This is a genomic window from Devosia sp. P2_G7 (assembly GCF_056403495.1).
Genome location: NZ_JBFUFI010000010.1, coordinates 117,403 through 140,498, shown reverse-complemented (window position 1 = coordinate 140,498; position 23,096 = coordinate 117,403). Strand labels below are relative to the sequence as shown.

General features: G+C 66.3%; 24 protein-coding genes. 15 read left to right on the top strand and 9 right to left on the bottom strand.

Going from position 1 to position 23,096, the window contains the following annotated elements; all coding sequences use genetic code 11:
• The first annotated feature begins 292 nt into the window (after nucleotides 1–292).
• The 6 genes from AC1DWU_RS16795 to AC1DWU_RS16770 all read left to right on the top strand — a co-directional run bounded on the left by AC1DWU_RS16795 (nucleotide 293) and on the right by AC1DWU_RS16770 (nucleotide 6,686).
• Entirely contained in the window at nucleotides 293–1,510 is a 1,218-nt protein-coding gene (locus tag AC1DWU_RS16795; protein ID WP_477151144.1) for an LL-diaminopimelate aminotransferase, read from the top strand.
• Nucleotides 1,511–1,764: 254 nt separating this feature from the next.
• Nucleotides 1,765–2,733 carry an iron-siderophore ABC transporter substrate-binding protein gene (locus AC1DWU_RS16790; RefSeq protein ID WP_477151143.1) on the top strand — a complete coding sequence of 323 codons (969 nt, stop codon included), beginning with the start codon at nucleotides 1,765–1,767 and terminating at the stop codon, nucleotides 2,731–2,733.
• Nucleotides 2,734–2,741: 8 nt separating this feature from the next.
• The gene (locus AC1DWU_RS16785; protein WP_477151142.1) at nucleotides 2,742–3,710 is read left to right on the top strand and encodes an iron-siderophore ABC transporter substrate-binding protein; all 969 of its coding nucleotides are present in this window, start codon (nucleotides 2,742–2,744) and stop codon (nucleotides 3,708–3,710) included.
• A 243-nt stretch (nucleotides 3,711–3,953) separates the two neighbouring features.
• Nucleotides 3,954–5,294: a homoserine dehydrogenase gene (locus AC1DWU_RS16780; protein WP_477151213.1), complete on the top strand. Its 1,341-nt coding sequence runs from the start codon at nucleotides 3,954–3,956 to the stop codon at nucleotides 5,292–5,294.
• A 34-nt stretch (nucleotides 5,295–5,328) separates the two neighbouring features.
• The gene (glpX, locus tag AC1DWU_RS16775; RefSeq protein WP_477151141.1) at nucleotides 5,329–6,309 is read left to right on the top strand and encodes a class II fructose-bisphosphatase; all 981 of its coding nucleotides are present in this window, start codon (nucleotides 5,329–5,331) and stop codon (nucleotides 6,307–6,309) included.
• The gene (locus tag AC1DWU_RS16770; RefSeq protein WP_477151140.1) at nucleotides 6,306–6,686 is read left to right on the top strand and encodes a DUF1801 domain-containing protein; all 381 of its coding nucleotides are present in this window, start codon (nucleotides 6,306–6,308) and stop codon (nucleotides 6,684–6,686) included. Before glpX ends, AC1DWU_RS16770 begins: the two co-directional genes overlap by 4 nt.
• Nucleotides 6,687–6,740: 54 nt before the next feature.
• On the opposite strand, the gene AC1DWU_RS16765 is transcribed toward AC1DWU_RS16770, so the two are convergent.
• On the bottom strand, nucleotides 6,741–7,691 hold the full coding sequence (locus tag AC1DWU_RS16765; protein WP_477151139.1) for a Tim44 domain-containing protein: 951 nt from the start codon (nucleotides 7,689–7,691) through the stop codon (nucleotides 6,741–6,743).
• A 179-nt stretch (nucleotides 7,692–7,870) separates the two neighbouring features.
• Here AC1DWU_RS16765 and recJ point away from each other — a divergent pair, with 179 nt between their 5' ends.
• Both recJ and AC1DWU_RS16755 read left to right on the top strand, forming a co-directional pair.
• The gene (recJ, locus tag AC1DWU_RS16760) at nucleotides 7,871–9,667 is read left to right on the top strand and encodes a single-stranded-DNA-specific exonuclease RecJ (protein WP_477151138.1); all 1,797 of its coding nucleotides are present in this window, start codon (nucleotides 7,871–7,873) and stop codon (nucleotides 9,665–9,667) included.
• A 172-nt stretch (nucleotides 9,668–9,839) separates the two neighbouring features.
• Nucleotides 9,840–11,075: a class I SAM-dependent methyltransferase gene (locus AC1DWU_RS16755; protein WP_477151137.1), complete on the top strand. Its 1,236-nt coding sequence runs from the start codon at nucleotides 9,840–9,842 to the stop codon at nucleotides 11,073–11,075.
• A gap of 10 nt (nucleotides 11,076–11,085) precedes the next feature.
• Here the strand turns inward: AC1DWU_RS16755 and AC1DWU_RS16750 are convergent, their stop codons facing one another.
• Both AC1DWU_RS16750 and AC1DWU_RS16745 read right to left on the bottom strand, forming a co-directional pair.
• Nucleotides 11,086–11,373, bottom strand: coding sequence for a putative quinol monooxygenase (locus AC1DWU_RS16750; protein WP_477151136.1), 288 nt, complete (start codon nucleotides 11,371–11,373; stop codon nucleotides 11,086–11,088).
• Nucleotides 11,373–12,335: a nucleoside hydrolase gene (locus AC1DWU_RS16745; protein ID WP_477151135.1), complete on the bottom strand. Its 963-nt coding sequence runs from the start codon at nucleotides 12,333–12,335 to the stop codon at nucleotides 11,373–11,375. The genes AC1DWU_RS16750 and AC1DWU_RS16745 overlap by 1 nt, the downstream gene beginning before the upstream one ends.
• Nucleotides 12,336–12,678: 343 nt before the next feature.
• Between AC1DWU_RS16745 and AC1DWU_RS16740 the strand changes: the two genes are divergently transcribed.
• Nucleotides 12,679–12,936, top strand: a complete 258-nt coding sequence (locus AC1DWU_RS16740) for a hypothetical protein (RefSeq protein WP_477151134.1) — start codon at nucleotides 12,679–12,681, stop codon at nucleotides 12,934–12,936.
• A gap of 117 nt (nucleotides 12,937–13,053) precedes the next feature.
• On the opposite strand, the gene AC1DWU_RS16735 is transcribed toward AC1DWU_RS16740, so the two are convergent.
• Nucleotides 13,054–13,425, bottom strand: a complete 372-nt coding sequence (locus AC1DWU_RS16735) for a hypothetical protein (RefSeq protein ID WP_477151133.1) — start codon at nucleotides 13,423–13,425, stop codon at nucleotides 13,054–13,056.
• Nucleotides 13,426–13,576: 151 nt separating this feature from the next.
• On the opposite strand from AC1DWU_RS16735, the gene AC1DWU_RS16730 reads away from it, so the two are divergent.
• From AC1DWU_RS16730 to AC1DWU_RS16715, 4 genes are read left to right on the top strand one after another with little or no spacing between them, the layout of a single operon-like run.
• On the top strand, nucleotides 13,577–14,530 hold the full coding sequence (locus tag AC1DWU_RS16730; protein ID WP_477151132.1) for an ABC transporter substrate-binding protein: 954 nt from the start codon (nucleotides 13,577–13,579) through the stop codon (nucleotides 14,528–14,530).
• Nucleotides 14,531–15,562: a FecCD family ABC transporter permease gene (locus tag AC1DWU_RS16725; RefSeq protein ID WP_477151131.1), complete on the top strand. Its 1,032-nt coding sequence runs from the start codon at nucleotides 14,531–14,533 to the stop codon at nucleotides 15,560–15,562.
• Nucleotides 15,559–16,620 (top strand): FecCD family ABC transporter permease, encoded by a 1,062-nt coding sequence (locus AC1DWU_RS16720; RefSeq protein ID WP_477151130.1) that lies wholly within the window; start codon nucleotides 15,559–15,561, stop codon nucleotides 16,618–16,620. Before AC1DWU_RS16725 ends, AC1DWU_RS16720 begins: the two co-directional genes overlap by 4 nt.
• A gap of 14 nt (nucleotides 16,621–16,634) precedes the next feature.
• Nucleotides 16,635–17,459: an ABC transporter ATP-binding protein gene (locus AC1DWU_RS16715; RefSeq protein WP_477151129.1), complete on the top strand. Its 825-nt coding sequence runs from the start codon at nucleotides 16,635–16,637 to the stop codon at nucleotides 17,457–17,459.
• Between the two features lie 14 nt (nucleotides 17,460–17,473).
• Here the strand turns inward: AC1DWU_RS16715 and AC1DWU_RS16710 are convergent, their stop codons facing one another.
• The 5 genes from AC1DWU_RS16710 to AC1DWU_RS16690 all read right to left on the bottom strand — a co-directional run bounded on the left by AC1DWU_RS16710 (nucleotide 17,474) and on the right by AC1DWU_RS16690 (nucleotide 20,669).
• Nucleotides 17,474–18,262 (bottom strand): alpha/beta fold hydrolase, encoded by a 789-nt coding sequence (locus AC1DWU_RS16710; RefSeq protein WP_477151128.1) that lies wholly within the window; start codon nucleotides 18,260–18,262, stop codon nucleotides 17,474–17,476.
• Nucleotides 18,259–18,714, bottom strand: coding sequence for an SRPBCC family protein (locus tag AC1DWU_RS16705; protein ID WP_477151127.1), 456 nt, complete (start codon nucleotides 18,712–18,714; stop codon nucleotides 18,259–18,261). The genes AC1DWU_RS16710 and AC1DWU_RS16705 overlap by 4 nt, the downstream gene beginning before the upstream one ends.
• Before the next feature lie 15 nt (nucleotides 18,715–18,729).
• Nucleotides 18,730–19,326, bottom strand: coding sequence for a dihydrofolate reductase family protein (locus tag AC1DWU_RS16700; RefSeq protein ID WP_477151126.1), 597 nt, complete (start codon nucleotides 19,324–19,326; stop codon nucleotides 18,730–18,732).
• A gap of 90 nt (nucleotides 19,327–19,416) precedes the next feature.
• A complete protein-coding gene (locus AC1DWU_RS16695) occupies nucleotides 19,417–19,770 on the bottom strand; it encodes an ArsR/SmtB family transcription factor (RefSeq protein ID WP_477151125.1) in 354 nt (117 codons plus the stop codon).
• A gap of 62 nt (nucleotides 19,771–19,832) precedes the next feature.
• Nucleotides 19,833–20,669, bottom strand: coding sequence for a transglutaminase-like domain-containing protein (locus tag AC1DWU_RS16690; RefSeq protein WP_477151124.1), 837 nt, complete (start codon nucleotides 20,667–20,669; stop codon nucleotides 19,833–19,835).
• A gap of 111 nt (nucleotides 20,670–20,780) precedes the next feature.
• Here AC1DWU_RS16690 and AC1DWU_RS16685 point away from each other — a divergent pair, with 111 nt between their 5' ends.
• Together AC1DWU_RS16685 and AC1DWU_RS16680 are read left to right on the top strand one after the other, a co-directional pair.
• Complete coding sequence (locus AC1DWU_RS16685; RefSeq protein ID WP_477151123.1) at nucleotides 20,781–21,740, top strand: transglutaminase family protein; 960 nt, start codon at nucleotides 20,781–20,783, stop codon at nucleotides 21,738–21,740.
• Nucleotides 21,741–21,848: 108 nt separating this feature from the next.
• Entirely contained in the window at nucleotides 21,849–22,895 is a 1,047-nt protein-coding gene (locus tag AC1DWU_RS16680) for an aldo/keto reductase (RefSeq protein ID WP_477151122.1), read from the top strand.
• Nucleotides 22,896–23,096 lie beyond the last annotated feature (201 nt).

Sequence of the window (23,096 nt, the reverse complement as noted above, 5' to 3'; positions counted from 1 at the left end):
CTCCGCCCATCTCGGCCACTAAAGCTCCGCAATCCTCGCTCAGGGTTTTGGACATGACTCAGGGAGTAGCAGCGCTAATTGCAGCCGCCGGTTTTGCCGGTGCGGCCGCATGCGCTAGCGCCCCCGCTCGCTAGCTCTCCCCGAGCGCCGCAATGCGGCTGGGGAGAGCGGAACCGAACGAGCCTGCCGCACACGCGGCTTAACCGAGTCAAGACCATAATTCCGCGATAATCGGCGCCTCACTGAAGGCGTTGCGGGCACCACGGGTGCGTCGCGGGTCACCGAGGTTCCAATGAACGAAGATTTCCACCGCATCCGCCGCCTTCCGCCCTACGTCTTCGCGCACATCGATCCGATCAAGGCCCGGCTCCGCGCCAGCGGCGTGGACATCATCGACTTGGGCATGGGCAACCCCGACATGCCGACGCCGCAGCACATCGTTGAAAAGCTGCAGGAGACGGTAAAGGACCCGCGCACCCACCGCTATTCGTCGTCGAAGGGTATCCCGGGTCTTCGCAAGGCCCAGGCGAGCTATTATGGCCGCCGCTTCGGCGTGAAGGTGGACGCAAATACGCAGGTGGTGGCGACGCTGGGCTCGAAGGAGGGCTTCGCCAATATGGCGGCGGCGATCACCGCCCCGGGCGACGTGGTGCTGGTGCCGAACCCGACCTATCCGATCCACGCCTTCGGCTTCATCATGAGTGGCGGCGTGGTTCGCTCCATGCCGGCCGAGCCGGACGAGAATTTCATGCGCGCGCTGGATCGGGCGGTTCGCCATTCGATTCCGAAGCCGATCGCGCTGATCCTCAACTATCCGGCCAATCCGACCGCCTACACGGCGTCGCTGGATTTCTACAAGGAAGTGGTCAAGTACTGCCGCGAGCACTCGATCTTCATCCTCTCCGATCTCGCCTACTCCGAAATCTATTTCGATGACGAAGTGCCGCCTTCGGTGCTGCAGGTCGAAGGCGCGATGGACATCACCGTCGAGTTCACCTCGATGTCCAAGACCTACTCGATGCCCGGCTGGCGCGTCGGCTTCGCCGTCGGCAACGAGCGGCTGATCGCAGCGCTGACCCGGGTGAAGTCGTATCTCGACTACGGCGCGTTCACCCCGATCCAGGTAGCGGCTGCCGCGGCGCTGAACGGCTCGGACGACGTCATCGATGAAGTGCGCAACGTCTATCGCACCCGCCGCGACGTGATGGTGGAGAGCTTCGGCCGCGCCGGCTGGAACATCCCGTCGCCCAAGGCGACGATGTTCGCCTGGGCCCCGATCCCCGACCAGTTCGCGCATCTGGGCTCGCTGGAGTTCGCGAAGCTCCTGATCCAGGAGACCGGCGTCGCCGTCGCCCCGGGCGTCGGCTTCGGCGAGTACGGCGACCAGTACATCCGCCTGGCGCTGGTCGAGAACGAGCAGCGCATCCGGCAGGCGGCGCGCAACATCAAGAAGTTCCTGTCGGGCCAGCCGACCCACGGCAACGTGGTGCCGATCACCGCTGCGAAGTAAGCGGACGGCAGAGAGTTTGCGGCGGCCCGGTCACTGACCGGGCCGCTTGTTTTTGTGCCGTCGTTTCCCCCACCACCGGCGTCATCCCCGCGAAAGCGGGGGATTTCCGTTTGCGATGGCGCCTCGGGTGCAAAACAGAGGTTTCGCTTTCGCGGGAATGACCTGGTGAGTCCGAGAGACACGCGTCGCCTTTACCCCTTGCTCATTAACATGACTATGATTATCAGCTTTTGGTTCTCACCAAAGGGTCCATCATGCTTCGCCACCTTCTCGCCGTCCTGACGCTGCTGGTCGTCGCCGTGGCGCCCGCCGCGGCCCAGTCCTTCCCCGTCACCATCAAGCACGCCTTCGGCGAGACAATGATCGAGAAAGCGCCGGAGCGCGTCGTCACCTGGGGCTGGGGCAACCATGATGCGTTGCTGGCGCTGGGCGTGGTGCCGGTCGCCATGCCGTTCTCCACCTATGGCGGCGGCGAGAACGGCCTGCATCCGTGGGTCGAGGAGCGGCTGAAGGAGCTCGGGGCTGCGACCCCGATCCAGCTGTCGGACACGCAGGAGATCCCGTTTGAGCAGATCGCCGCGGCCAAGCCCGACGTGATCGTCGCGGTGTTCTCCGGCATCAAGGCCGAAGACTATGCCCGCCTGAGCCAGATCGCGCCGACCGTGGCCTATCCGGATCAGCCGTGGAGCACGCCGTGGCAGGAGGTGACGCGCACCGTCGGCCGGATCGTCGGCAAGCCGGTGGAAGCCGAGCAGGTGGTCGCCGACACGCTGAAGTTCGTCGCCGACGAGGCGGCCAAGTATCCCGAGATCGCCGGCACCACCTTTGCCGGGGTGAACGATTTCGATGGCTCCATCGCCGTCTACGATGCGCTCGATGCGCGCATGAAGTTCCTCACCGATATCGGGCTGGTGCTGGCGCCAAGCGTCACCGAGCTCTCTCCCAAGGACGGTTCGTTCTACTACCCGCTGAGCTACGAGCTGTTCGACCAGCTGAAGAGCGACATCCTCATCACCTATTACGAGACGCAAGCGGCCTCGGACGAGTTCTTTTCGAAGCCCTATGCGCACAGCCAGCCGCAGTACCAGAAGGGCGCTTTCGCCTCGCTCATCGGCATCGAGTATGTCGCCGCCGTTTCACCCCCGAGCGCGCTGTCGCTGCGCTGGGGCTTCCCGCACTACGCCGAAATCATCGCTGCGGCCGCCCGCAACGCCAAGAAGTGAGATCGATCATGCCGAAACTGCTCAACCTCGCCGCGGCGCTGGTCATCGCGCTGCTGGCTTCGCCGGCCTTCGCTCAGGCCTTCCCGGTCACCATCAAGCATGCCCTCGGCGAGACCGTGATCCCCGCCGCGCCGCAGCGCATCGTGACGCTCGGCTGGTCCTCCACGGACGCGGCGATCGCACTGGGCACCGTGCCCGTGGGCTTCCCGAGTTTCCGCTCCGCTGGTTTCGACAAGGATATCGTGCCGTGGGTGGAAGAGGGGATCGCCAAGGCCGGAGGGGCGATGCCGACCACCTTCGACGACAGCGCCGGCGCGCCCATCGAGAAGATCGCGGCGCTGAAGCCCGACCTGATCCTCGCGGTCTACTCGGGGATCACCGAAGGCGAGTACAAGCTGCTGAGCCAGATCGCGCCGGTGGTGCCGTATCCGGAGACACCGTGGACGGCGACCTGGCAACAGGTGATCACCATTTCCGGTGAGGCGATGGGCAAATCCGCCGAGGCGGCGACGCTGGTCGCCGAGCTTGAGCAGTTCATCCGCGACGAAGCGGCCAAGTACCCGGCCCTGGCGCGCAAGAGCGCCGTGACGCTCATCGACTACAACGGCGCCGCCGCCATCCACTCTGCCGACGATGCCCGCGCCAAGCTGCTGGCGCTGGCAGGCCTCGTGATCCCGCCGCGGCCGGACGCGGCGGGTGCTCCGCAAGGCTTCTGGTACCCCCTCAGCTACGAGAACTTCGACCAGATCCCGGCCGATATCCTCATCGGCTTCTTCAACTCACCAGAACTCGCCGACGAGTTCTTCGCCCGGCCGTACATCGACAGCGCGCCGCAGGTGAGGAGCGGCGCCTACGTGAAGATGGACGACCGCATCCTCAACATGGCGGTGATCTCGTCGAGCGCGCTGTCGATCAAATGGGGCATGCCGCGCTACTTCGAAAAGATCGCCGAGGCGACCAGGCACGTTGGCAAGTGAGCTAGGTGATCAATCCTATTGACGGATAGGGTCTTTCCTATTCATAGCTCTCGGGTAACTCCGAGAGCGTCTTTGATGAGCGATATCCAGTCCTTCCGCCAGTCCGTTGAAGCCTTCATCGCTGCGCGCGATTGGACGCCCACCCGCTTCGGGCGGACGATCGCGGGTGACCCGCTGTTCGTGTTCGACCTCAGGGAAGGCCGTGAGCCGCGCTCCGATACGCGCACCCGCATCCTCAAGGCGATGCAGGACCATGCGGACGCAGCCCTCGAGGCGCCGCTCAGGATCGGCGTTGCCGGGCTCGGCAATGTCGGCGCCACGCTGGTGCGGATCATCCAGAAAGACGGCGAAGAGCTGACGCGGAAGTTGGGGCGGAAGATCACCGTTACGGCCGTCTGCGCCCGCTCGCGCAGCCGCGACCGCGGCATCGATGCGAGCAATCTCGAATGGTTCGATGATCCGGTGGCGCTCGCCAAATCGGACGGCATCGACCTCTTCGTCGAGCTGATCGGCGGTGAGGATGGGCCCGCGCTGGCCGCGGTGAAGGCCGCACTGGAGATCGGGCGCCCTGTGGTTACGGCCAACAAGGCGCTGCTGGCGCGGCATGGCGTCAATCTGGCGAAGGCCGCCGAGGAATCGGGCGCGCAGCTCGGCTTCGAGGCGGCGGTGGCCGGCGGCATTCCGGTGATCAAGACGCTGCGCGAGGGGCTCGGCTCGGCCCGTATCGCCCGCGTCTACGGCATCATGAACGGCACTTGCAACTACATCCTGACCCGCATGGGCAATGAGGGCATCAGCTTTGCCGAGTGCCTCGCCGATGCACAGAAGCTCGGCTATGCCGAGGCCGATCCGAGTTTTGACGTCGACGGCTTCGACACCGCCCACAAGCTCGCCATCCTCGCCTCGCTCTGCTTCGGCTGCGAGATCGCGCCGGATGAAATCTTCGTCGAGGGCATCACCTCGATCAGCCAGGCCGACATCAAGGTGGCCGGCGACCTCGGCTACAAGATCAAGCTGCTCGGCATTGCCCAGCGCTCCGCCGATGGCATCGACCAGCGCGTGCACCCGACGCTGGTGCCCAAGACGTCGGCCATCGCCGGCGTCGATGGCGTGCTGAACGCCGTGGCGCTCGAGACCGACCACGTGCACGAGCTGCTGCTCGCCGGCCCCGGCGCCGGTGGCCCGCCGACCGCGTCGTCCGTGCTATCGGACATCCTCGACATTGCCCGCGGCACGCGAGTGCCGCCGCTCGGCGTGCCGGTGGCGGAACTGACGCCCTATCGCCGCGCGCCGATCCGCGAGCACGAGGGCGGTTACTACATCCGACTAAATGTCAGGGATGTGCCCGGCGCGTTTGCCGCTATTGCTACTCGCATGGGTGCCGCGGGCATTTCGCTCGAAAGCGTCATCCAGCGTCCGGATTTGCGTGTTAGCGAGCCGGGCGTGACGGGGACCGAATCCCGTACGGTGGTGCTGCTCACGCACTCCACCATGGAGCAGACCGTCCGTGACGCCTTGCAGGCGATCAAGGGCGATGGCTTCATCGTCGGCGATCCGCAGATGATCCGGATCGAACAACTCTAGTGAAGCCTCCCTGCGGCGGAGGCAGGGAGTGCTCATGAAGCTCAGCAAGTCCGATACCGACCGGCAGGCGGCGATCGACCGTTCGCTCACCCTCGAACTGGTGCGCGTCACCGAGGCCGCGGCGCTCGCCGCCGCCCAGTGGCGCGGCAAGGGCGACGAAAAGGCGGCCGATGCTGCTGCCGTCGAAGCGATGCGTGGCGAGATGGGCAACGTGCACATCCACGGCCGCATCGTCATCGGTGAGGGCGAGCGCGACGAAGCGCCGATGCTGTTCATCGGCGAGGAGGTGGGTGCCGGCGACGGCCCCGAGGTCGATATCGCCGTCGACCCGCTGGAAGGCACGACGCTGTGCGCCAAGAACCAGCCCGATTCGATCTGCGTGCTGGCCATGGCTGAGCGCGGCGGGCTGCTGAATGCTCCCGACGTCTATATGCACAAGATCGCCATCGGCGCCGGTTACCCCGAGGGCGTGGTCGACCTCGACCAGAGCGCCATGGTCAACGTGAAGGCGCTGGCCAAGGCCAAGGGCGTGCCGGTCAGCGAAATCACGGCCTGCGTGCTGGATCGTCCGCGCCATGCCGGGCTGATCGATGACCTGCGCACCGCGGGGGTCGCCATCAAGCTGATCTCCGACGGCGACATCGCCGGCATCATCCATGCGGTAAACACCGAGGATACCGGCATCGACATCTATCTCGGGTCCGGCGGCGCACCTGAAGGCGTACTGGCGGCGGCGGCACTCCGCTGCATCGGCGGCCAGATGCAGGGGAAACTCATTCTCGACACCGACGAGAAGCGGGCTCGGGCGCTGAAGATGGGGATCACCGATCCGAACCGGAAATATCGCACCAACGAGCTGGCCTCGGGCGACGTGCTGTTCGCCGCAACTGGCGTCACCGACGGCAGCCTCTTGAGCGGCGTCCGCTATGGCAAGAACTCAGTGCGCACCAACACGGTCGTGATGCGCTCGTGGAGCCAGACGGTGCGTTGGATCACTGCGGAACACCACCGGTGAAACCCGCCGACGCGGAACAGGTCGCGGCGCTGATGGCAGCGCTCGACCATCCGCTGAAGGCCGAGATCGACGCGCTGCGCCGCATCGTCAGGGCGGCGGGGCCGGAACTGGGCGAGCGGGTCAAGTGGAACGCGCCGAGCTATTACCTTGGCAGGCACGACATGGCGGCGTTCAACCTGCGGCAGACCGGCTTCGTTCAGCTGGTGCTGGTGTTCCCTGGCGGGCTGATGATCGACGATCGGCGCGGCTTGCTTGAGGGTGACTACAAGGATCGCCGCCTGGCACGGTTCGACACGATGGCCGATGTCGAGGCCAAGCGCACGGCGCTGGCGGCGGTGGTCAGTGAGTGGGTGGCGCTGGTCGCCGCGCTGCCCTGATACGAGAACGGGCCGCCCACCGGGCGGCCCGCGTACATTTCGGTAATCGGGAGCTTACGCTTCCTGGATGGCGCTGATCAGCCAGCCACCGCCATTCTGGCGCACGAAGGTCCAGACTTCGGCGGTCTCGGTCACCCGGTCGTCCCCGGAGACGATCTCGCCTGTGGCGCGGTTACGGGTGACGTCGCGGGATTCGTAGCGCATCGCCACGGTCGCGTAGTCGGTGTTGCCCTCGCGCCAGGCCTCGGCCACGTCGCCGGCCAGCAGTTTGATGTCATAGACCTCATTCCTGAGACCCTTGGTGGCGTTCTCGCCCAGCTCTTCGGCCAGGTAGCCCATGACTTCCGGCGTCGAGATCCGGCGCAAGGCGGCGTAGTCCTCGCGCGAGTAGGCGTCCTGCAGTTCCTTGAGGTGGCCCTCGAAAGTGTTGAGGTCGGCATCCGTGATACCGATCTGGTCACGGTTGCCGGCGCGGCGCGATGCGCCCGAGCGCTGGCCCTGCGAGTTGGTGCCGCTGCTGCCGTAGGTCTGCGCGGCGCGCGGCGCCTCGTAGTTGAGCGGTCCACCGCCGGCCATCGCCGGGCGCTGCTGGCGGCGGCGCAGGAAGAAGCTGACGATCAGGCCGATGATCACCACCTGGAACAGCAGGGCGAGCATGCCGCCGAAGCCGCCAAAGCCGAACCCGAACAGCATGCCGAACAGGCCGCTGAACAGGAAGCCGCCGAGCAGCGCGCCGCCGAAGCCGCCGAAAATGCTCGGGCGCGCCGGCGTCGTGGCGTTGCCGACCGTGTTATTGCGGGTCGTGCTGTTGGTCATCGTGTTCTGCACCGGCGCGGTCGTCTTTGGCGAAACCTGCGTCGCCGGTACGCTGCGCTGAGTGAACGTGCCGCGGCTGCCGAAGCTGCCGCCCCGCCGCGCCTCGGCGGTATCCACCGCGACGAGCGAGAAGGCCATGATCAGGGTGGCGAGAAGGGCCGAAAGTCGAAAGCCCCGCGAAGCGAACATTGTGGTTCCCCATGAAAAACTGTCGTTCATATGGGGGCGGTCGGGGGTGAGTTTTAGACCTTGCAAGTCCTGCATGTCCGATTTTGGTCGCGACCGGCGCATCATCAGAGAGGGCGAAGCAGAGGAAAACCATCCTCGCCCCTCGACTAGGACGCCTATTCTGCTTACCTCCGCCGGTGATGGACGAGCCGCGCCCCTATTTCCTTGATGTGTCGAAATCCGCGCTGGGCCGCTCCTGGGTGGATCGGCTCGATGCGGCGGCGCTGCGCACCGCCTCGGCCATCGGGCAGCGCACTGATCTGTCGGAAATCCTTGCGCGCATCGTGGCTGGGCGGGGCGTCGATGTCGACGCCGCCGAGACCTACCTGCAGCCGACCATTCGCGAGCTGATGCCCGACCCGTCGACGCTGGCGGGGATGGACGCTCTGGCCGAGCGGCTGGCGCGCGCCATCACCGACAACGAGCCGGTGGCGCTGTTCGGCGACTACGACGTCGACGGCGCCTGTTCCTGCGCGCTGATGGCGCGGTACCTGCGGCATTTCGGGCTCGATCCGCAGATCCACATTCCCGATCGCATCTTCGAGGGCTATGGGCCCAACACCACCGCAATCGACAAGCTGGTGGATGGCGGGGCCAAGCTGCTGATCACGCTCGATTGCGGCACCACCAGCGACAAGCCGATCGCCCATGCCCGCGAGCGCGGGCTCGATGTGCTGGTGATCGACCACCACCTGTCCGACGCCGAGCTGCCACCGGCCAACGCGCTGGTGAACCCCAATCGTCCGGACGACATTTCCGGTCTCGGCTATCTCTGCGCCGCCGGCGTCACCTTCATGGTGCTGGTGGCGACCAACCGGCTGCTGAAGCAGCGTGGCGATACCGGCCTGCCCAACCTGATGACCATGATCGATCTCGTGGCGCTGGCGACGGTGTGCGACGTGGTGCCGTTGAAGGGTCTGAACCGGGCCTTCGTGGCACGCGGCCTCGAAGTTGCGCGCACCGGCTCCAATCGCGGTATCAGCGCGCTGGCGCTGGCGGCGCGGCTGTCAGGACCCTTGAACGCGTATCACCTTGGTTACCTAATCGGGCCGCGCATCAACGCGGGCGGCCGCATCGGTGACGCGGCGTTGGGCACGCGACTGCTGTCGCTCGACGACGAGCAGCAGGCGCTGCAGATCGCGGCGCAGCTCAACGAGCTCAATGTGGAACGACAGCGCATCGAGGTCGAGGCGGTGGAGGAAGCGACCCGCGCCGCCGAGGTCGAGATCGGCAGCGGGGAGGGCCCGCCGGTGCTGGTTCTGGCGTCCGCCAACTGGCACCCCGGCGTCGCCGGCCTGATCGCAGCGCGCCTGCGCGAGCGCTTCGAGCGGCCCACCTTTGCCATCGCCCTGCAGCCCGACGGCACCGGCACCGGTTCCGGCCGCTCGATGCCGGGGGTCGATCTCGGCAGCGCCGTGATCGAGGCGGTGGAACTGGGCCTTGCGGCCAAGGGCGGAGGCCACGCCATGGCGGCGGGCGTGACATTGAAGCCCGGTCAACTCGGACCGTTCCGCGCCCATGTGGTGGAGCGGCTGGGCACCAGCGTTGGCGCGGCGCGGGCGCTCACCGCGCTCTCCATCGATGCGGCGATGACGGCGCGCGGGGCGACCCCGCAGTTCGTCCACGAGATCGAGCGGGCAGGGCCGTTCGGCGCGGGCAGTCCGCAGCCGGTTTTCGCGTTCCCGTCGCACAAGGCGCGGTTCGCTGAAATCGTCGGCACGGGCGGGCACGTGAAGTTCACCCTGACCTCCGACGACGGCGCGCGACTCAAGGCCATCGCCTTCCGCGCCGCCACGACGGCGCTGGGCGAGGTGCTGCTCAGCGCCGGCAACGATACCCCGCTACACATGGCCGGAACGTTGTCGATCGATCACTGGCAGGGCCGGGAAGAGGTGCAGTTTCGCCTGCTGGACGTGGCGCGGCCGGGTGGTCGTTAGCGGACTGAAAGCACCGCTTGCGGCTTGAAAGTCATGCTTGCATATCCACTTATGGCGGCTAAAGTGCTGCCCTAATTCGCGGGGAACGCCGCTGCTGTTGCTTCTGGCACTGACGCGGCGGCGTTGGTTTGACCGCTCGGCGGAGCGGACCAATAGTCTGGAATGTTGCGTCATGGATAAGCTTGCGGTTGAAACGAGGGCGGTGTCGCCCACGCCGTGGACCCATCTGCTGTCGACCGTTGCGGCATGGCTGGGAAAGCGCCTTATCGGGCGTCCCAAGCATGGTGCAGTGACCATCACCTTCCCCAATGGCCGCTCCCGCACCTTCGGCGATCCGGCGACTGGCGTGCATGCCCGGCTGACCCTGCACAACTTCAAGGTGCTGCAGAAGACGCTGCAGCGCGGCACCGTGGGCTTTGCGCAGGCGTACATCGATGGCGATGTCGAGATCGAGGACCTGACGGGGCTGTTCCGCTACTTCCTGCAGAACCGCGACGTGCTCGATAGCGGTGAGGACTCCTGGTATGGCCGCGCCGCCCAGGACATCACCTACCACCTGAGCCGCCACAACTCGAAAGAGGGCAGTAAGAAGAACATTTCCGAGCACTACGACCTCGGCAATGACTTCTACGCCGAGTGGCTCGATCCCTCTATGACCTACTCCTCGGCCATCTTCACCTCCGACGACCAGTCGCTCACCGACGCACAGCACACCAAATACCGCCGCGTCGCCGAGATGGCGGGGGTGAAGGCGGGCCACCGCGTGCTGGAGATCGGCTGCGGCTGGGGCGGCTTCGCCGAGACTGCGGCCAAGGATTTCGCCGCCGAGGTCTATGGCATTACGCTGTCGGCCGAACAGCTGAAATATGCCAACGAGCGGCTGCAGCGGCAGGGGCTGGATGGCCTAGCCGCCATGCACTTCGAGGACTATCGCGACACCCGCGGCGAGTTCGACCACGTCGCTTCGATCGAGATGATCGAAGCGGTGGGCGAGGAGCACTGGCCGAGCTATTTCAAGACCGTGCACGACCGGCTGAAGCCGGGTGGCACCGCGGCGATCCAGGCGATCACCATCGGCGAGCAGGATTTCCATGACTACCGGGCGCGCCCGGATTTCATCCAGCGCTTCATCTTCCCCGGCGGCATGTTGCTGACCAAGACGGCGATGAAGGAGCAGGGCGACAAGGTCGGCCTGATCCTCGAGAATGTCGACACCTTCCGCCTGAGCTACGCCAAGACCCTGAAGCTATGGCGCGAGCGCTTCCTCGAGCGCTGGAACGACATCAAGAAGCTCGGCTACACCGAGGAATTCCGTCGCAAGTGGGTGTACTACCTGAGCTATTGCGAAGCCGGCTTCGCCGAAGGCTCGATCGACGTCGGAATTTACCAGTACCGCCGCCCGGCTTGAAGCTGAGCGCCTAGAGACCGATCCCGCCCACCGGTTTAGTGACGGCGATCGTCTCGAAGCTGGCAATGAGTGGCCGCCCCTTGGCGATAGCCTCCTTCACCTCGGGCAGCGCCAGCGACGCCTGATGCGCCTCACTGCTCACCCACACCTCAGTGACGTAGATCGCATCGGCGTCCTGCGGGTCATGGGCGACCACATAGCTCAGGCACCCCGGCATGCCGCCCTCGCGCGTGAGCAGCGCAACCAGCGTCGCGCGCTGGCCGGGGGCAGCGGTGATCTTGCCGATGAGCCCATACATCAGGCGCCTCCCACCAGTGTATCCCGATATAGCTTCAGCACCGCATCCGCATCGACCCCGACTGCTATGCTCTGGCTCGGGCGACCGTCCCAGGGACCCGGTGGATAGTTGCGACCATCCGGCTTGATGATCGTCTGGCCGATGGCGATGCCCTCGGTGACGACCCGGATCGCTCCGGTCTCGACCTTGTAGAACTCGGGATGCAGGGCGAGGGCCACCGCGCTCGAGTCGTGGACATAGAAGCCGTCGAGCCCGGCGCTCTCTCGATGGAAGTTCTGGTAGAAGGCCGAGATGGCGCGAACGAACGCCCCGTCGCTGCCGGCGGCGTCCGCGAGCTCCTCGAGATAGGGCTCGGTCATGATTGTCGCCTGCGTCACGTCGAGCCCGGCGATCGACACCGGCCAGGCGGCACCGAAGACGATGTCGGCGGCATCCGGGTCGCCCCAGATATTGGCCTCGGCGACCGGCGTGACATTGCCGGTGTGCCCATTGCGGCCAAACGCGCCGCCCATCACCAGCACCTGCTTGACCAGCCCGACGATCTCCGGCGCCTCGCGCATGGCACGCTCGAGGTTGGTCATCCGGCCGACGGCGATGATCGTCACCTCGTGCGGGTTAGCGCGGACGAGATCGATGATCAGCTGATGCGCCGGGCGCGGGTCGGCAGTCTCGGTGACCGCTGGCAGCCAGATGTCGCCGAGACCGTTCACGCCATGGACGAACGTCGGCGGCGCATCGGGCTCGCCCACCAGCGGTGCGCCCGCGCCCTGAGCAATGGGCGCGCTGAAGCCGAGCTTCTGCTTGAGGTACAGCGCGTTGCGCGTGGTCGTCGCGATGTCCGCATTGCCGAACACCGTAGTGACGCCGATCAATTCGATCCGCGGATGACGGGCGAGCAGCAGCAGGGCCATGGCGTCGTCGACGCCGGGGTCGGTATCGTAGATGACTTTGAGTGTTTGCATGCCGGACATCATGCATGCCGCGGCGCAGCGCGCCAGCCTGACGGGTGGTGCAGCCAATACTTCGGCTGCCTCAGCTTTCCGATGTAGTTTGCGCCGCGGCCGTTACTGCGCCCGCAACGATAGATAGCGCCTCCAAGCTTGCCCGCTCGGGCAAGCAAGCTCTCGCCCCGGCTGTCGTCCGCCTAAGCTTGCTTTCACGCAAATTTGGCGCATCATTTCATAAAACCCGCGACGCTTCGTACTCTCGCTCGAACTACGCACTTGTGCGAAACTCGTTCCAGATGACGGAACGGCACCAGAATCGGTGATAACGGTTCCGCTAACAGCAGGGGTGACCTCTCGAATGGCCAAGGCGCTCTACCTCGTGATCCAGAGCCGCGACAATTGGTGGGTCGATTTCGAGGGCAAGGCGCACGGGCCTTACGCGTCGCGCTCCAATGCGGCGCTCGAGGCGCAGTCGCTGGCCCGCTTCCAGGCCCATAGCGGCCGCGAGGCCGAAGTGCTGGTGCCGGACGAGCAGGGCAAATACTGGGTGGTCTGGTCGAGCCTCTCCGATCGCGGCGACGGCCGCAACTTCAGCCCGTACCGCGTGGCCAGCTGACTTTCAGGATATTGCCATCCAATACCGGGTCATTCCCGCGAAAGCGGGAACCCCTGTTTCTCGCCTGCGAACGGAAATCCCAGTTTTCGCGGGGATGACATCGGGTGTGTAGCGAGGTCAGCGGATCAGCTTGCTCGGCACCTTGCGCACCAAGATCTCCTCGTGCCCGTCCTCATGCGCCCGCGTCAGCCGGTGCACGCCGTCGAGGATCAGCCAGCGCCCCTTGAAGCGGGTGATCTCGATCGGGAACATCAGGTTCGCCGCGCGTACCCGCCGGTATTCCTTTTCGTAGCGAAACGGCGCGCGCAGCACCTGGCGCGGCGTCAGCACGTACCGGTCGTCGCCGAGCCCCCACACGGGCACGTCGAGGTGCCAGAGCAGCCTGTCGATCGGGAATGTTTCGGCCGGCAGGTCCAACGCCCACAGCGCCTCGACGTCCCAATCGAAGGCATACCAGTACTCCTGGATGGTCGCCGGCAGCTCGATCACGCTCAGCCCGTCTCCCGTTGGCGACTAAATCGTAGCACCGATTGGTGAAAGCCGGATGACCTGCGGGATCGAGGCGGAAACATGACTTGACTAATCAGCTTAGCGCCTTGATAGGTGACCCCCATAATCAACATATTTTCGGGTCCCTGTTATGTCCCTCAAAGCTCTTGCCACCACTGCTTTTGCGACGCTTCTGCTGGCTTTGCCCGGCGCCGCGCTCGCGCAGGCCTGGAGCTATGTCGGTGGCTCGGGCGCTACCGTGACGCTGGACCATGTGCCCACTCGCATCATCGCCAGCCAGGACGCCGCAGCCGGCCTGATCCCGCTCGGCATTCGTCCGGTCGGCATCTACGCCGACAGCGCCGTCGCCGACGCCAAGGCGCTCGAGGGGCTCGACCTGACGGGCATTGCGATCATCGGCGAGGCCTGGGGCGAAGTCAGCATCGAGAAGGCCGCGGCGCTGAAGCCGGACCTGATCGTCGGCGAGTGGTGGCCACTCGACAGCGCCTGGAGCGGCGGTGCGGACGTGGTCAATGCGCTGAAGCCCCTGGCCCCGGTCACCGGCCCCAGGCAGGGTGCCTCGATCGTCACCCTGATCGAAGACTACGAGAAGCTCGCCGAGAGCCTCGGCGCCGATCTGGCTGCTCCGCAGGTCGCCGCCGAAAAGGCTGCGTTCGTTGCCTCGCGTGACAAGTTCAAGGCGGCCGTGGCCGCCAAGCCCGACCTTTCCGCCCTCGCGGTGTGGGCCGGCACGGACGCGCTGTATGTCGCCGCGACCGCCGGTTCGTCCGAACTGATGGACTTTGCGTCCTGGGGCCTCAAGCTGATCGATCCGCCGGTCGCCGATGATCGCGGCTACTGGGAGACCTTGAGCTGGGAGCAGATCGACAAGTACCAGCCCGACCTGATCCTGGTGGACAATCGCTCCAAAACCACGATCGAGACGGCCAAGGCGCAGGCCACCTGGACCACCTTGCGTGCCGCCGCAGCGGGGCAGGTGACCGACTGGCCGGCGTTCTGGCTGCGCAACTACGCCGCCTATGCCCGTGAGCTCGACAAGCTCACCGCGGCTATTGACGCTGCCGACGCGACCGTCGGCGACTAAGTGCCGGCCAGCGCCACATCGGCGGCGGGCCTTCCACCTGCAGCACGCGCCGGCGGCTTCGTGCTGCTGGCGCTGCTGCTTGTCGTGGTGCTGGTGCTCTCGATCACCGTGGGCGCCCGGCCGATCGCGCTGGGCGACATCTGGAACACGCTGACGGCGTTGGACGCGACGCAAACCAACCACAAGATCATCCTCGACCTCAGGCTGCCGCGCACGCTGGTGGGCCTGCTGGTCGGGGCGGCGCTGGGGCTCTCGGGCGCTATCCTGCAAGGCGCGACCCGTAACCCGCTGGCCGATCCCGGCATCCTCGGCATCAATGCCGGCGCGACGCTCTGTGTGGTGCTTGGCATCTCGGTGTTCGGCATTACGCAGCTCTCGGGCTATGTCTGGCTTGCCTTCCTCGGGGCAGGGGCGGCGATGCTGGTGGTCTACCTCGTCGCATCGCTCGGTCGCGAAGGCGCGACGCCGGTGAAGCTGGCGCTGGCCGGCGCGGCGGTCACCGCGGCGCTCACCTCGCTCACCAGCGCCATCCTCATTACCAATGTCGAAACGCTCGATCAGATCCGCTTCTGGCAGGTCGGCGCGCTCACCGGGCGCACCACCGACATCCTGATGCAGGTGACGCCGTTCATCCTCGCCGGCATCGTCCTGGCGCTGCTGACCTCGCGTATACTCGACGGGCTGGCGCTGGGTGACGACGTCGCCCGCGGCCTCGGCCTCAAGGTGCAGCGTTCCCGCGCGCTGGTTGGTTTCGCGGCGGTGATCCTCGCCGGAGCTGCAACTGCCGCGGCTGGGCCGATCGCCTTCGTCGGCCTCACCGTGCCGCATCTTGCCCGTGCCTTCACCGGCCCGAACTACCGCTGGATCCTGCCGTACTCGATGCTGCTGGCGCCCATCCTGCTGCTCGGCGCCGATATCATCGGCCGGGTGATCGTGCCGCCGGGCGAGTTGCAGGTCGGCATCGTCACCGCTGCGCTCGGGGCGCCGTTCTTCATCGCGCTGGTCAGGCGCAGGAAGCTGGCGGAGTTATGAGCGCCACGTCCAGCCTCAACCCCGTCGGCGCAGTCGTCGCGGCGCGCAAACGCCTGCAGCGGCGCTATGGCCTCGTGGTGCTCGCCCTCGCGCTCCTGTCGCTGGCGGTGGCGAGCCTCTCGATGTCGGTGGGCGACTATCCGCTGCCGCTCGCCGACGTGGCGCGCTCGCTGCTTTCACCGCTCACCGGCAACGCTGACGCGGCGAACGACTTCATCGTGCTCGGCGTCCGCCTGCCGCGCGTCATGGCCGGACTGCTGTCCGGCGCGGCGTTCGGACTTTCCGGCGTCATCTTCCAGACCATCCTCCGCAACCCGCTCGCCAGCCCCGACATCGTCGGCATCACGACCGGCGCCAGCGCCGCGGCGGTGCTGGCGATCATCGTGTTCAAGTGGTCGGGGCTCGGTGTCTCGGTCATGGCCTGCGGCGGCGCGGTGCTGACGGCGCTGCTGATCTACGGGCTCGCCTGGCGCAATGGCGTCACGCCCTACCGGCTGGTGCTGATCGGCATCGGCATGGCGGCGCTGGCGGGGGCGGTGGTCTCGTACCTGTTCACCCGCGCCCGCATCATGGAAGTGCAGGAGGCGCTGAGCTGGCTGACCGGCAGCCTCAATGGCGCGAGTTTCGAGGGGCTGACGCCGCTGGCCGTCGCGCTATTGGTTCTCGGCCTGCTGGCAGCCCTGTTGTCGCGGCCACTGCAATCGCTGCAACTGGGCGACGACGCGGCTATTGCGCTCGGCACCAGGGTGGAGTTTTCCCGCCTCGGCCTGATCCTCGTCGCCGTATTGCTGGCCGCCTTCGCCACGGCGGCTGTCGGCCCGGTATCGTTCGTCGCCTTCATCGCCGGCCCGATCGCGCGGCGCCTGCTCGGCCCCTCCGGAGGCGCACTGATCCCGGCCGCGCTGGTCGGCGGCCTCGTCACCAACGGCTCCGATTTCGTCGCCCAGCACATGCTTGGCCGAAACCAGTTGCCGGTTGGCGTCGTCACCGGCGCGCTCGGCGCCGCGTTCCTCATCTACCTGCTCGCCGCCGCCCAACGTTCCGGTCGCGGCGGCTGATCCGGAGGCGTTTGATGTCAGTGAACCACCAGCTCTCGGCCGCCGACCTGACGCTCGGCTATGGCGATCGCACCATCGTGGAGAAGCTCAGCCTCGACATCCCGCCCGGCAAGTTCACAGTGATCGTCGGCGCCAATGCCTGCGGCAAGTCCACGCTGCTGCGCGGGCTGGCGCGGCTGCTGACACCAACCGCCGGCACGGTCTATCTCGACGGCCGCGCCATCCACCAGATGCCCACCCGCGAGGTGGCAAGGCTACTCGGCGTCCTGCCGCAGACCCCTGTGGCGCCGGACGGAATCACCGTCGCCGACCTCGTCGGTCGCGGCCGCTACCCGCACCAGGGGTGGTTCCGCCAATGGATGGCCGCGGACGATGCGGCTGTGGCCACGGCGCTGCAGGCGACCGACACGCTCGACCTGGCCGGTCGGGTGGTGGACGAACTCTCCGGCGGGCAGCGCCAGCGCGTCTGGATCGCCATGGCGCTGGCGCAGGAAACCGAGCTGCTGCTGCTCGACGAGCCGACGACGTTCCTCGACATCAACCACCAGGTCGAGGTGCTCGACCTGCTCACCGACCTGGTGCAACAGCGCGGCCGTACCGTGGTCGCCGTGCTGCACGACCTGAACCTCGCCTGCCGCTACGCCGACCACATCGTCGCCATGCGAGACGGCAAGATCGCGGCATCGGGCGCGCCGGGCGAAGTGGTGACAGCGGAGCTGGTGAAATCGGTGTTTGGTATGGAAGCCGAGGTGTGCCCGGATCCGGTCTCGCACACGCCGATGATCGTGCCGGTGGGACGGCACCGGGTGCGGCCGAGGGTGAAGGCGGCGGCGGAATAGGGGGCTGGCCCGCGTCAGTCCCGCTCGTCATGCCGGGCCAGAAACTCGCGCACCGCATCCCAGAACAGCGGCTTGTTGACCGCCTCGTGGCCGACATTGGCGATGATCGCCAGTTCGCCGGCGCCAAGGTGCCGGTAGAGCCGATTGGCTTCCTCAATCCCGCCCAACTGGTCTCGATCTCCCATGATCACCAGTGCCGGGACCGAGATCGAGGCAAGTTGCCGTTCGGTGTAGCGGGGCAGGGTGAACCAAAGCTCGGAGATCTGGCGCAGGAACGACTTCCAATAGTCGGGGCCATAGTGGTGCGCGTGCGCCACCTTGATTTGCTCGAAATACGGACCAAACTCGCGCGCCAGTCGGTCGAAATCCACCTCGCCGGGCGATGGAAACCCCCAGCCGTGCAGCCCCTCGATATAGGCATCCGTCGGCTCGCTGAGCGTGCCGCCCAGCACCAGCGCACCGGCCTTACCGGGATGGCGGAGCCCGAACTCCAGCGCCGTCTGCCCGCCATCGCTGTATCCGACGATCAGCGGACGCTTCAGCCCTAGCGCCGCGATGAACCCGGCGACGTCGTCGGCGAACTGGGCGTAGCTCATCTTCTGCGCCGGGTTGCTGGTCTTGCCGTGCCCGCGGGTATCGAGGGCGAAGACGCGGTAGCGGTCGGCCATCCGCGGCATCGCCTCGCCCCACGAGCTGGCAGTCGCTGTTCCCCCGTGGAGGAGCAGCAGCGGCTGCCCGCGGCCTTCCTCGAGGTAGTGCACCTCGAGGTCGCCGACGCGGACGGCCTTGCTGATGGGGCTCACTGCTTGTCGAGCCAGATGCCGATCTGGTCCATCAGGAAGTTGGTGCCGGCCTCGCGCTGGGCCGAGGTGTCGAGCCCGTCGAGGAAGGCGCCGTCTTCGCGCAGCACCATCCGCGTGCCGCCGTCCTGGGCGGTGAACTCGACGGTCGCGACGCTGACCGAGATGCGCTGCCCATTCATGTGCATCTCGTAGGTGTAGATGATGCGGTTGTCCGGCACGATGTCGCGATAGGTGACGTCGAAGACGAAGTCGGTGTCGCCCATCTTCTCGGCATTGTACTCGCGGCCCCCCTCCTTGAACTCGAAGATGCTGTTGGGCTTTGCCGGATCGGGCGAGCCGAACCACTGGCGCTTGAACTCGGGATTGGACCAGGCCGAGAACACCTTGGACACCGGATGCTTGTACTTGCGCTCGATGGTGAAGCTGCCGTGGGCGATGGAACGTTCGGTCATTTGCATTTCCTCATTCTAGGCTTGGTTGATGATGTTGAATTCGAAGTGGGTCACATCAGGCGAGGCCGCCACGACCCGGGTGCGGACGAGCTCGATGTGAGCGTCGCCAATCTTGTCGAAGAGCCGCGTGCCGCTGGCGAGCAGCACGCTGACCACCTGGATCTGCAGCGCGTCGGCAAGGCCGGCCCTAAGGATCTGCTGGGCAGCCTCGGCTCCCATTACGATCACGTCCTTGCCGTCTGCCGCGTTCTTCGCCTGCCGCACGACGCTTTCGACGCCATCGGTGACAAAGCGGAAGCTGGCGCTCTTGGTCGGGAGGTCCGGCCGCGGGTTGTGGGTCAGCACGAACGACGGCGCCGGGTAGGGCGTGTCGTCATCCCAGTGCACGAAGCCGAGATCGAAGGTCCGCCGGCCGACGATCACTGCGCCGAAGGCGTTGACCGACGCGGCGGCCTCGGCAGCGTCAGCGGGGTCCTTGTCCTGTTTGTCTGCAGGAAACATCCACTCGTGCAGGCGGTCGCCGCCGATACCCATGGGGTCACGCGCCGAGACTTCCGGCCCCGTGACGTAGCCATCGAGGGACATGGAAAAGCGCAATACAACTCTGGCCATCTGACCCTCCTGTGGGTGCAGGACATAGCTCGCCCGTCGCCGGAAACGGTGCTTCCGGCCGATTAGTTCTGCTCTGTCGTCGTTGCGGCGTTACTTGCCGGGCTTGTCCGGGCCGCTGGGCAGCGCGTCGAGGAACGCTCCCAGCCGGTCCAGCCGGTGCTCCCAGCCGACACGTCGATCATTGATCCACTTCTCGGCCATGCTGAGCGCTCCCGTGTCGATGGTGCAGGTCCGCACCCGTCCGACCTTCTGCGTCGTCACCAGCCCACTCTGTTCCAGCACCTGTAGGTGCTGCACGATGGCGGGCAGGCTCATCTGGAACGGTTCGGCCAGCTCGCTGACCGATGCCGACCCTCGGCTCAACCGTTCCACCATGCGCCGCCTTGTGGGGTCGGCCAGGGCCTGGAACATGAGGTCGAGGGGTTCTGTCTCTTGGTTAAGCATGATCTTAAGTATCGCGACGCTGAGCGGCTGTCAATACGTAAGTGAATGCTTAAGTGATTTTCTCAAGGCGTCGAGAGGCTGACGGCGTCGGTGGTCCATTCGGGCTCCGGCTCGGGGTTGAGCCGCTGCACGGTGATCGTCTTGGGCGGGCCGCCGAGTTGGCCGAAATAGGTGGCAAAGGCGGAGTCGGCCGCGTCGCGGCCCACAGCGATGCGCATGATGCCATCGAGCGGGCAGAGGCGGGTTGCGTCGAAGAGGTACCAACGCCCGCCCAGATAGGCTTCGAACACCGCGTGAAAATCCTGCGGCACGAGATCCAGCGCATAAGCCGAGACGAACCGGGCAGGGATCCCGAGGGCCCGCGCGAAGGTGATCCCCAGGTGCGCGAAATCGCGGCAGACGCCGGCGCGCAGCGTGAACGTGTCGTAGGCCGAGGTGCTGATGTCGCTGGAGCCTTCGAGATAGTCGACGTTCTCGAAGATCCAGTTGCAGATCGCCGTCACCTTGTCGTAGCCGCCGCGGATATCGCCGAACTGCCGCCAGGCGAAGCGCCCGAGCCTGTCGGATTGGCAATAGCGGCTCGGCGACAGGTGCCCGATCACCTCGAACGGCAGTTCGGCTACCGGTACCTGCGCGATGGCTCCGGGGTCGCTGATGAATGGGTGCGCGTCGATCTGTGCGGTGTAGCCGATCAGGTGCTGGCCGACCGGCAGCACCATCCGCCGGTAGCGGTTGCCGGTTTCAGGCACGACATGCGACTCGGTAGCTATTCCGGTCGAGATGCTGAATTGCTCGCTGAGGATCTCCTGGCCCTCGCCGCGCTGCGCCTCGATGTTGAGGATCAGCGTCGTGTCCGCCGCCACATCGTATTGCAGGCTGCAACTCACCGAGAACTTCATCGCGTCATCCCATCCGATGTGCCTCAATTCGGCACGCGCCTGGAAAGTTCCGCGGAACCGCCGTGACAGCTCGGCGGTTGTGATCCGGGGCAGGGAACGGGATCGGTTGCGATGACAGTGATACGGGTACGCCACGTCACGACGTACAGCTATCGGCGGCCAGTGCGCTTCGGCGAGCACCGACTGATTTTCCGCCCGCGGGACAGCCACGACCAGCGCCTGATGAGCTCAGCCATATCGATCTCGCCCAACGCCGAGATCCACTGGATCCACGATGTCTTTGGCAACTGCATCACCATCGCGGAGATTGCCGGTGCGGCCACAGAGCTGCGCTTCGAGACGGACATCGTGCTCGATCACACACCACAGATGGGCCCGCGCTTCAGGACCGAGGAGCGCGCCAAGCTCTGGCCATTCGAATACGACGAGGAATGCCTGCCCGATCTCGCCCCTTACCTGCGTCCGCACCACCCGGCGCCCGAGGTCGAGGCGTTTGCCCACCGGTTCGTGCGCCCCGAACTCGAGACCGAGACCGGGCGCCTGCTGATGACGATGACGGTGGGGATCCGTGAGAGCTTCAAATACTCGCGCCGCACCGATCCCGGCACGCAGTCGCCGGTCGAGACGCTGGCCACGCGAACGGGCACCTGCCGCGACTTCGCGCTGCTGATGATCGAAGCCTGCCGCAGCCTTGGCCTCGCCGCCCGGTTCGTCACCGGCTACATCTACGTGCCGTTGCGCGACACCGGTCCGACGCCGCGCGGTGGCGGAGCCACGCATGCCTGGGTGCAGGTCTTCCTGCCGGGCGCCGGCTGGGTCGAGTTCGATCCCACCAATGGCATCGTCGGCAGCAAGGACCTGATCCGCGTCGGCGTGGCACGCGAACCGCGACAGGCCAAGCCGCTCAGCGGCAGCTTCATCGGCGACCGCAAGGACTATCTCGGCATGACCGTCCAGGTGAACGTGACCGCCGATATCGGGCGCCAGAAAGAGCAGGCCGAGGCGGCGGCTGCCGGCCGGCGTCTCCGCGATGCCAATGCCGAGCGCCTCACGGAACGCCCGCGGCAGTGACTTCCAGTCACGGCACCTGACCGGCCTTCGACCGAAGCACAACTTTACGCGCGCCGGATTTCCCTATTCGATCCGCCCCGCGGCTTTGCCGTCTATTCGGAGGAAATAATGAAGTATCGCTATCTCGGCCGTAGCGGCCTGCTCGTGTCGCGGCTTTGCCTCGGCACCATGACGTTCGGCAATTCGCAGTGGGGCTGCGACCAGGAGACGTCGAGCGCCATCGTCAAACGCTTCGTCGAGGGCGGCGGCAACTTCATCGACACCGCCAACGGTTATTCCGGCGGGGCCTCGGAGACCATGCTCGGCGTGGCGCTGAAGGACCACAGCCGCGACCAGCTGGTGATCGCCACCAAGTGCTGGTTCCCCGCCGATCCGGCGGTGACCTCGCGCGGCCTCAGCCGCAAGCACATCGTCGAGGCCGCCGAGAAGAGCCTGAAGCGGCTCGATACCGACTACATCGACCTCTACCAGTTCCACGGGCCCGACCCCTACACGCCGATCGAGGAGAGCCTGCGCGCCGCCGACGACCTGATCCGCGCCGGCAAGATCCGCTATCTCGGCTGCTCGAACTTCTATGGCTGGCAGATTGCCAAGACCAATGGCGTCGCGGCGCTCAAGGGCTATGAGCCGCTGGTCTCGGCGCAGCATCTCTACAACCTCGTCCGCCGCGACATCGAGCGCGAAATCCTGCCGGCCTGCGACGACCAGGGCCTCGGCATGATCTGCTGGAGCCCGCTGGCCGCCGGCATGCTCACCGGCAAGTACCGCGGTGAGGACAAGCCCGACGAGAAGTCCCGCATCGGCCAGCAGGCCGCGATCACCCTGCCGCGCTACTGGTTCGAGGATTCGCTGAAGATGATCGACAAGGTCGTCGAGGTGGCGGGCCAACTGGGGCGCACCCCGAGCCAGGTGGCGCTGAGCTGGCTGCTGGGCGATGTCAGGGTCACGGCTGCGATCATCGGCGCCCGCCGCGTCGAGCAGGTGGCGGAGAACCTAGAGGCCGGCGACTTCGACCTGCCGGCGGATGTGCGCCAGGAGCTGACCGACGCCATGCCGCTCAAGCTCGGCTACCCCTACGAGTGGATGGACATCAACCTGCCGGGCACCTTCGGCAAGGCGGAACTAGAGCCGACGCACACGCAGCGGCTGCCATAAGCCGAGCCACCGGCCTCTCCATGATCCTCTCCCGCGTGGCGGGGGAGGGGACCACCCGAAGGGTGGTGGAGGGGGCGGCCAAGTCCGCCGTCTTGCCTTCTCCCCTTGTGGGAGAAGGTGCCCGAAGGGCGGATGAGGGGTTCTCTCCGCCAACTCAGCCGCTCGTCGCATGCGCTTCGATCGCGCAGCCTGTGGCTGCGG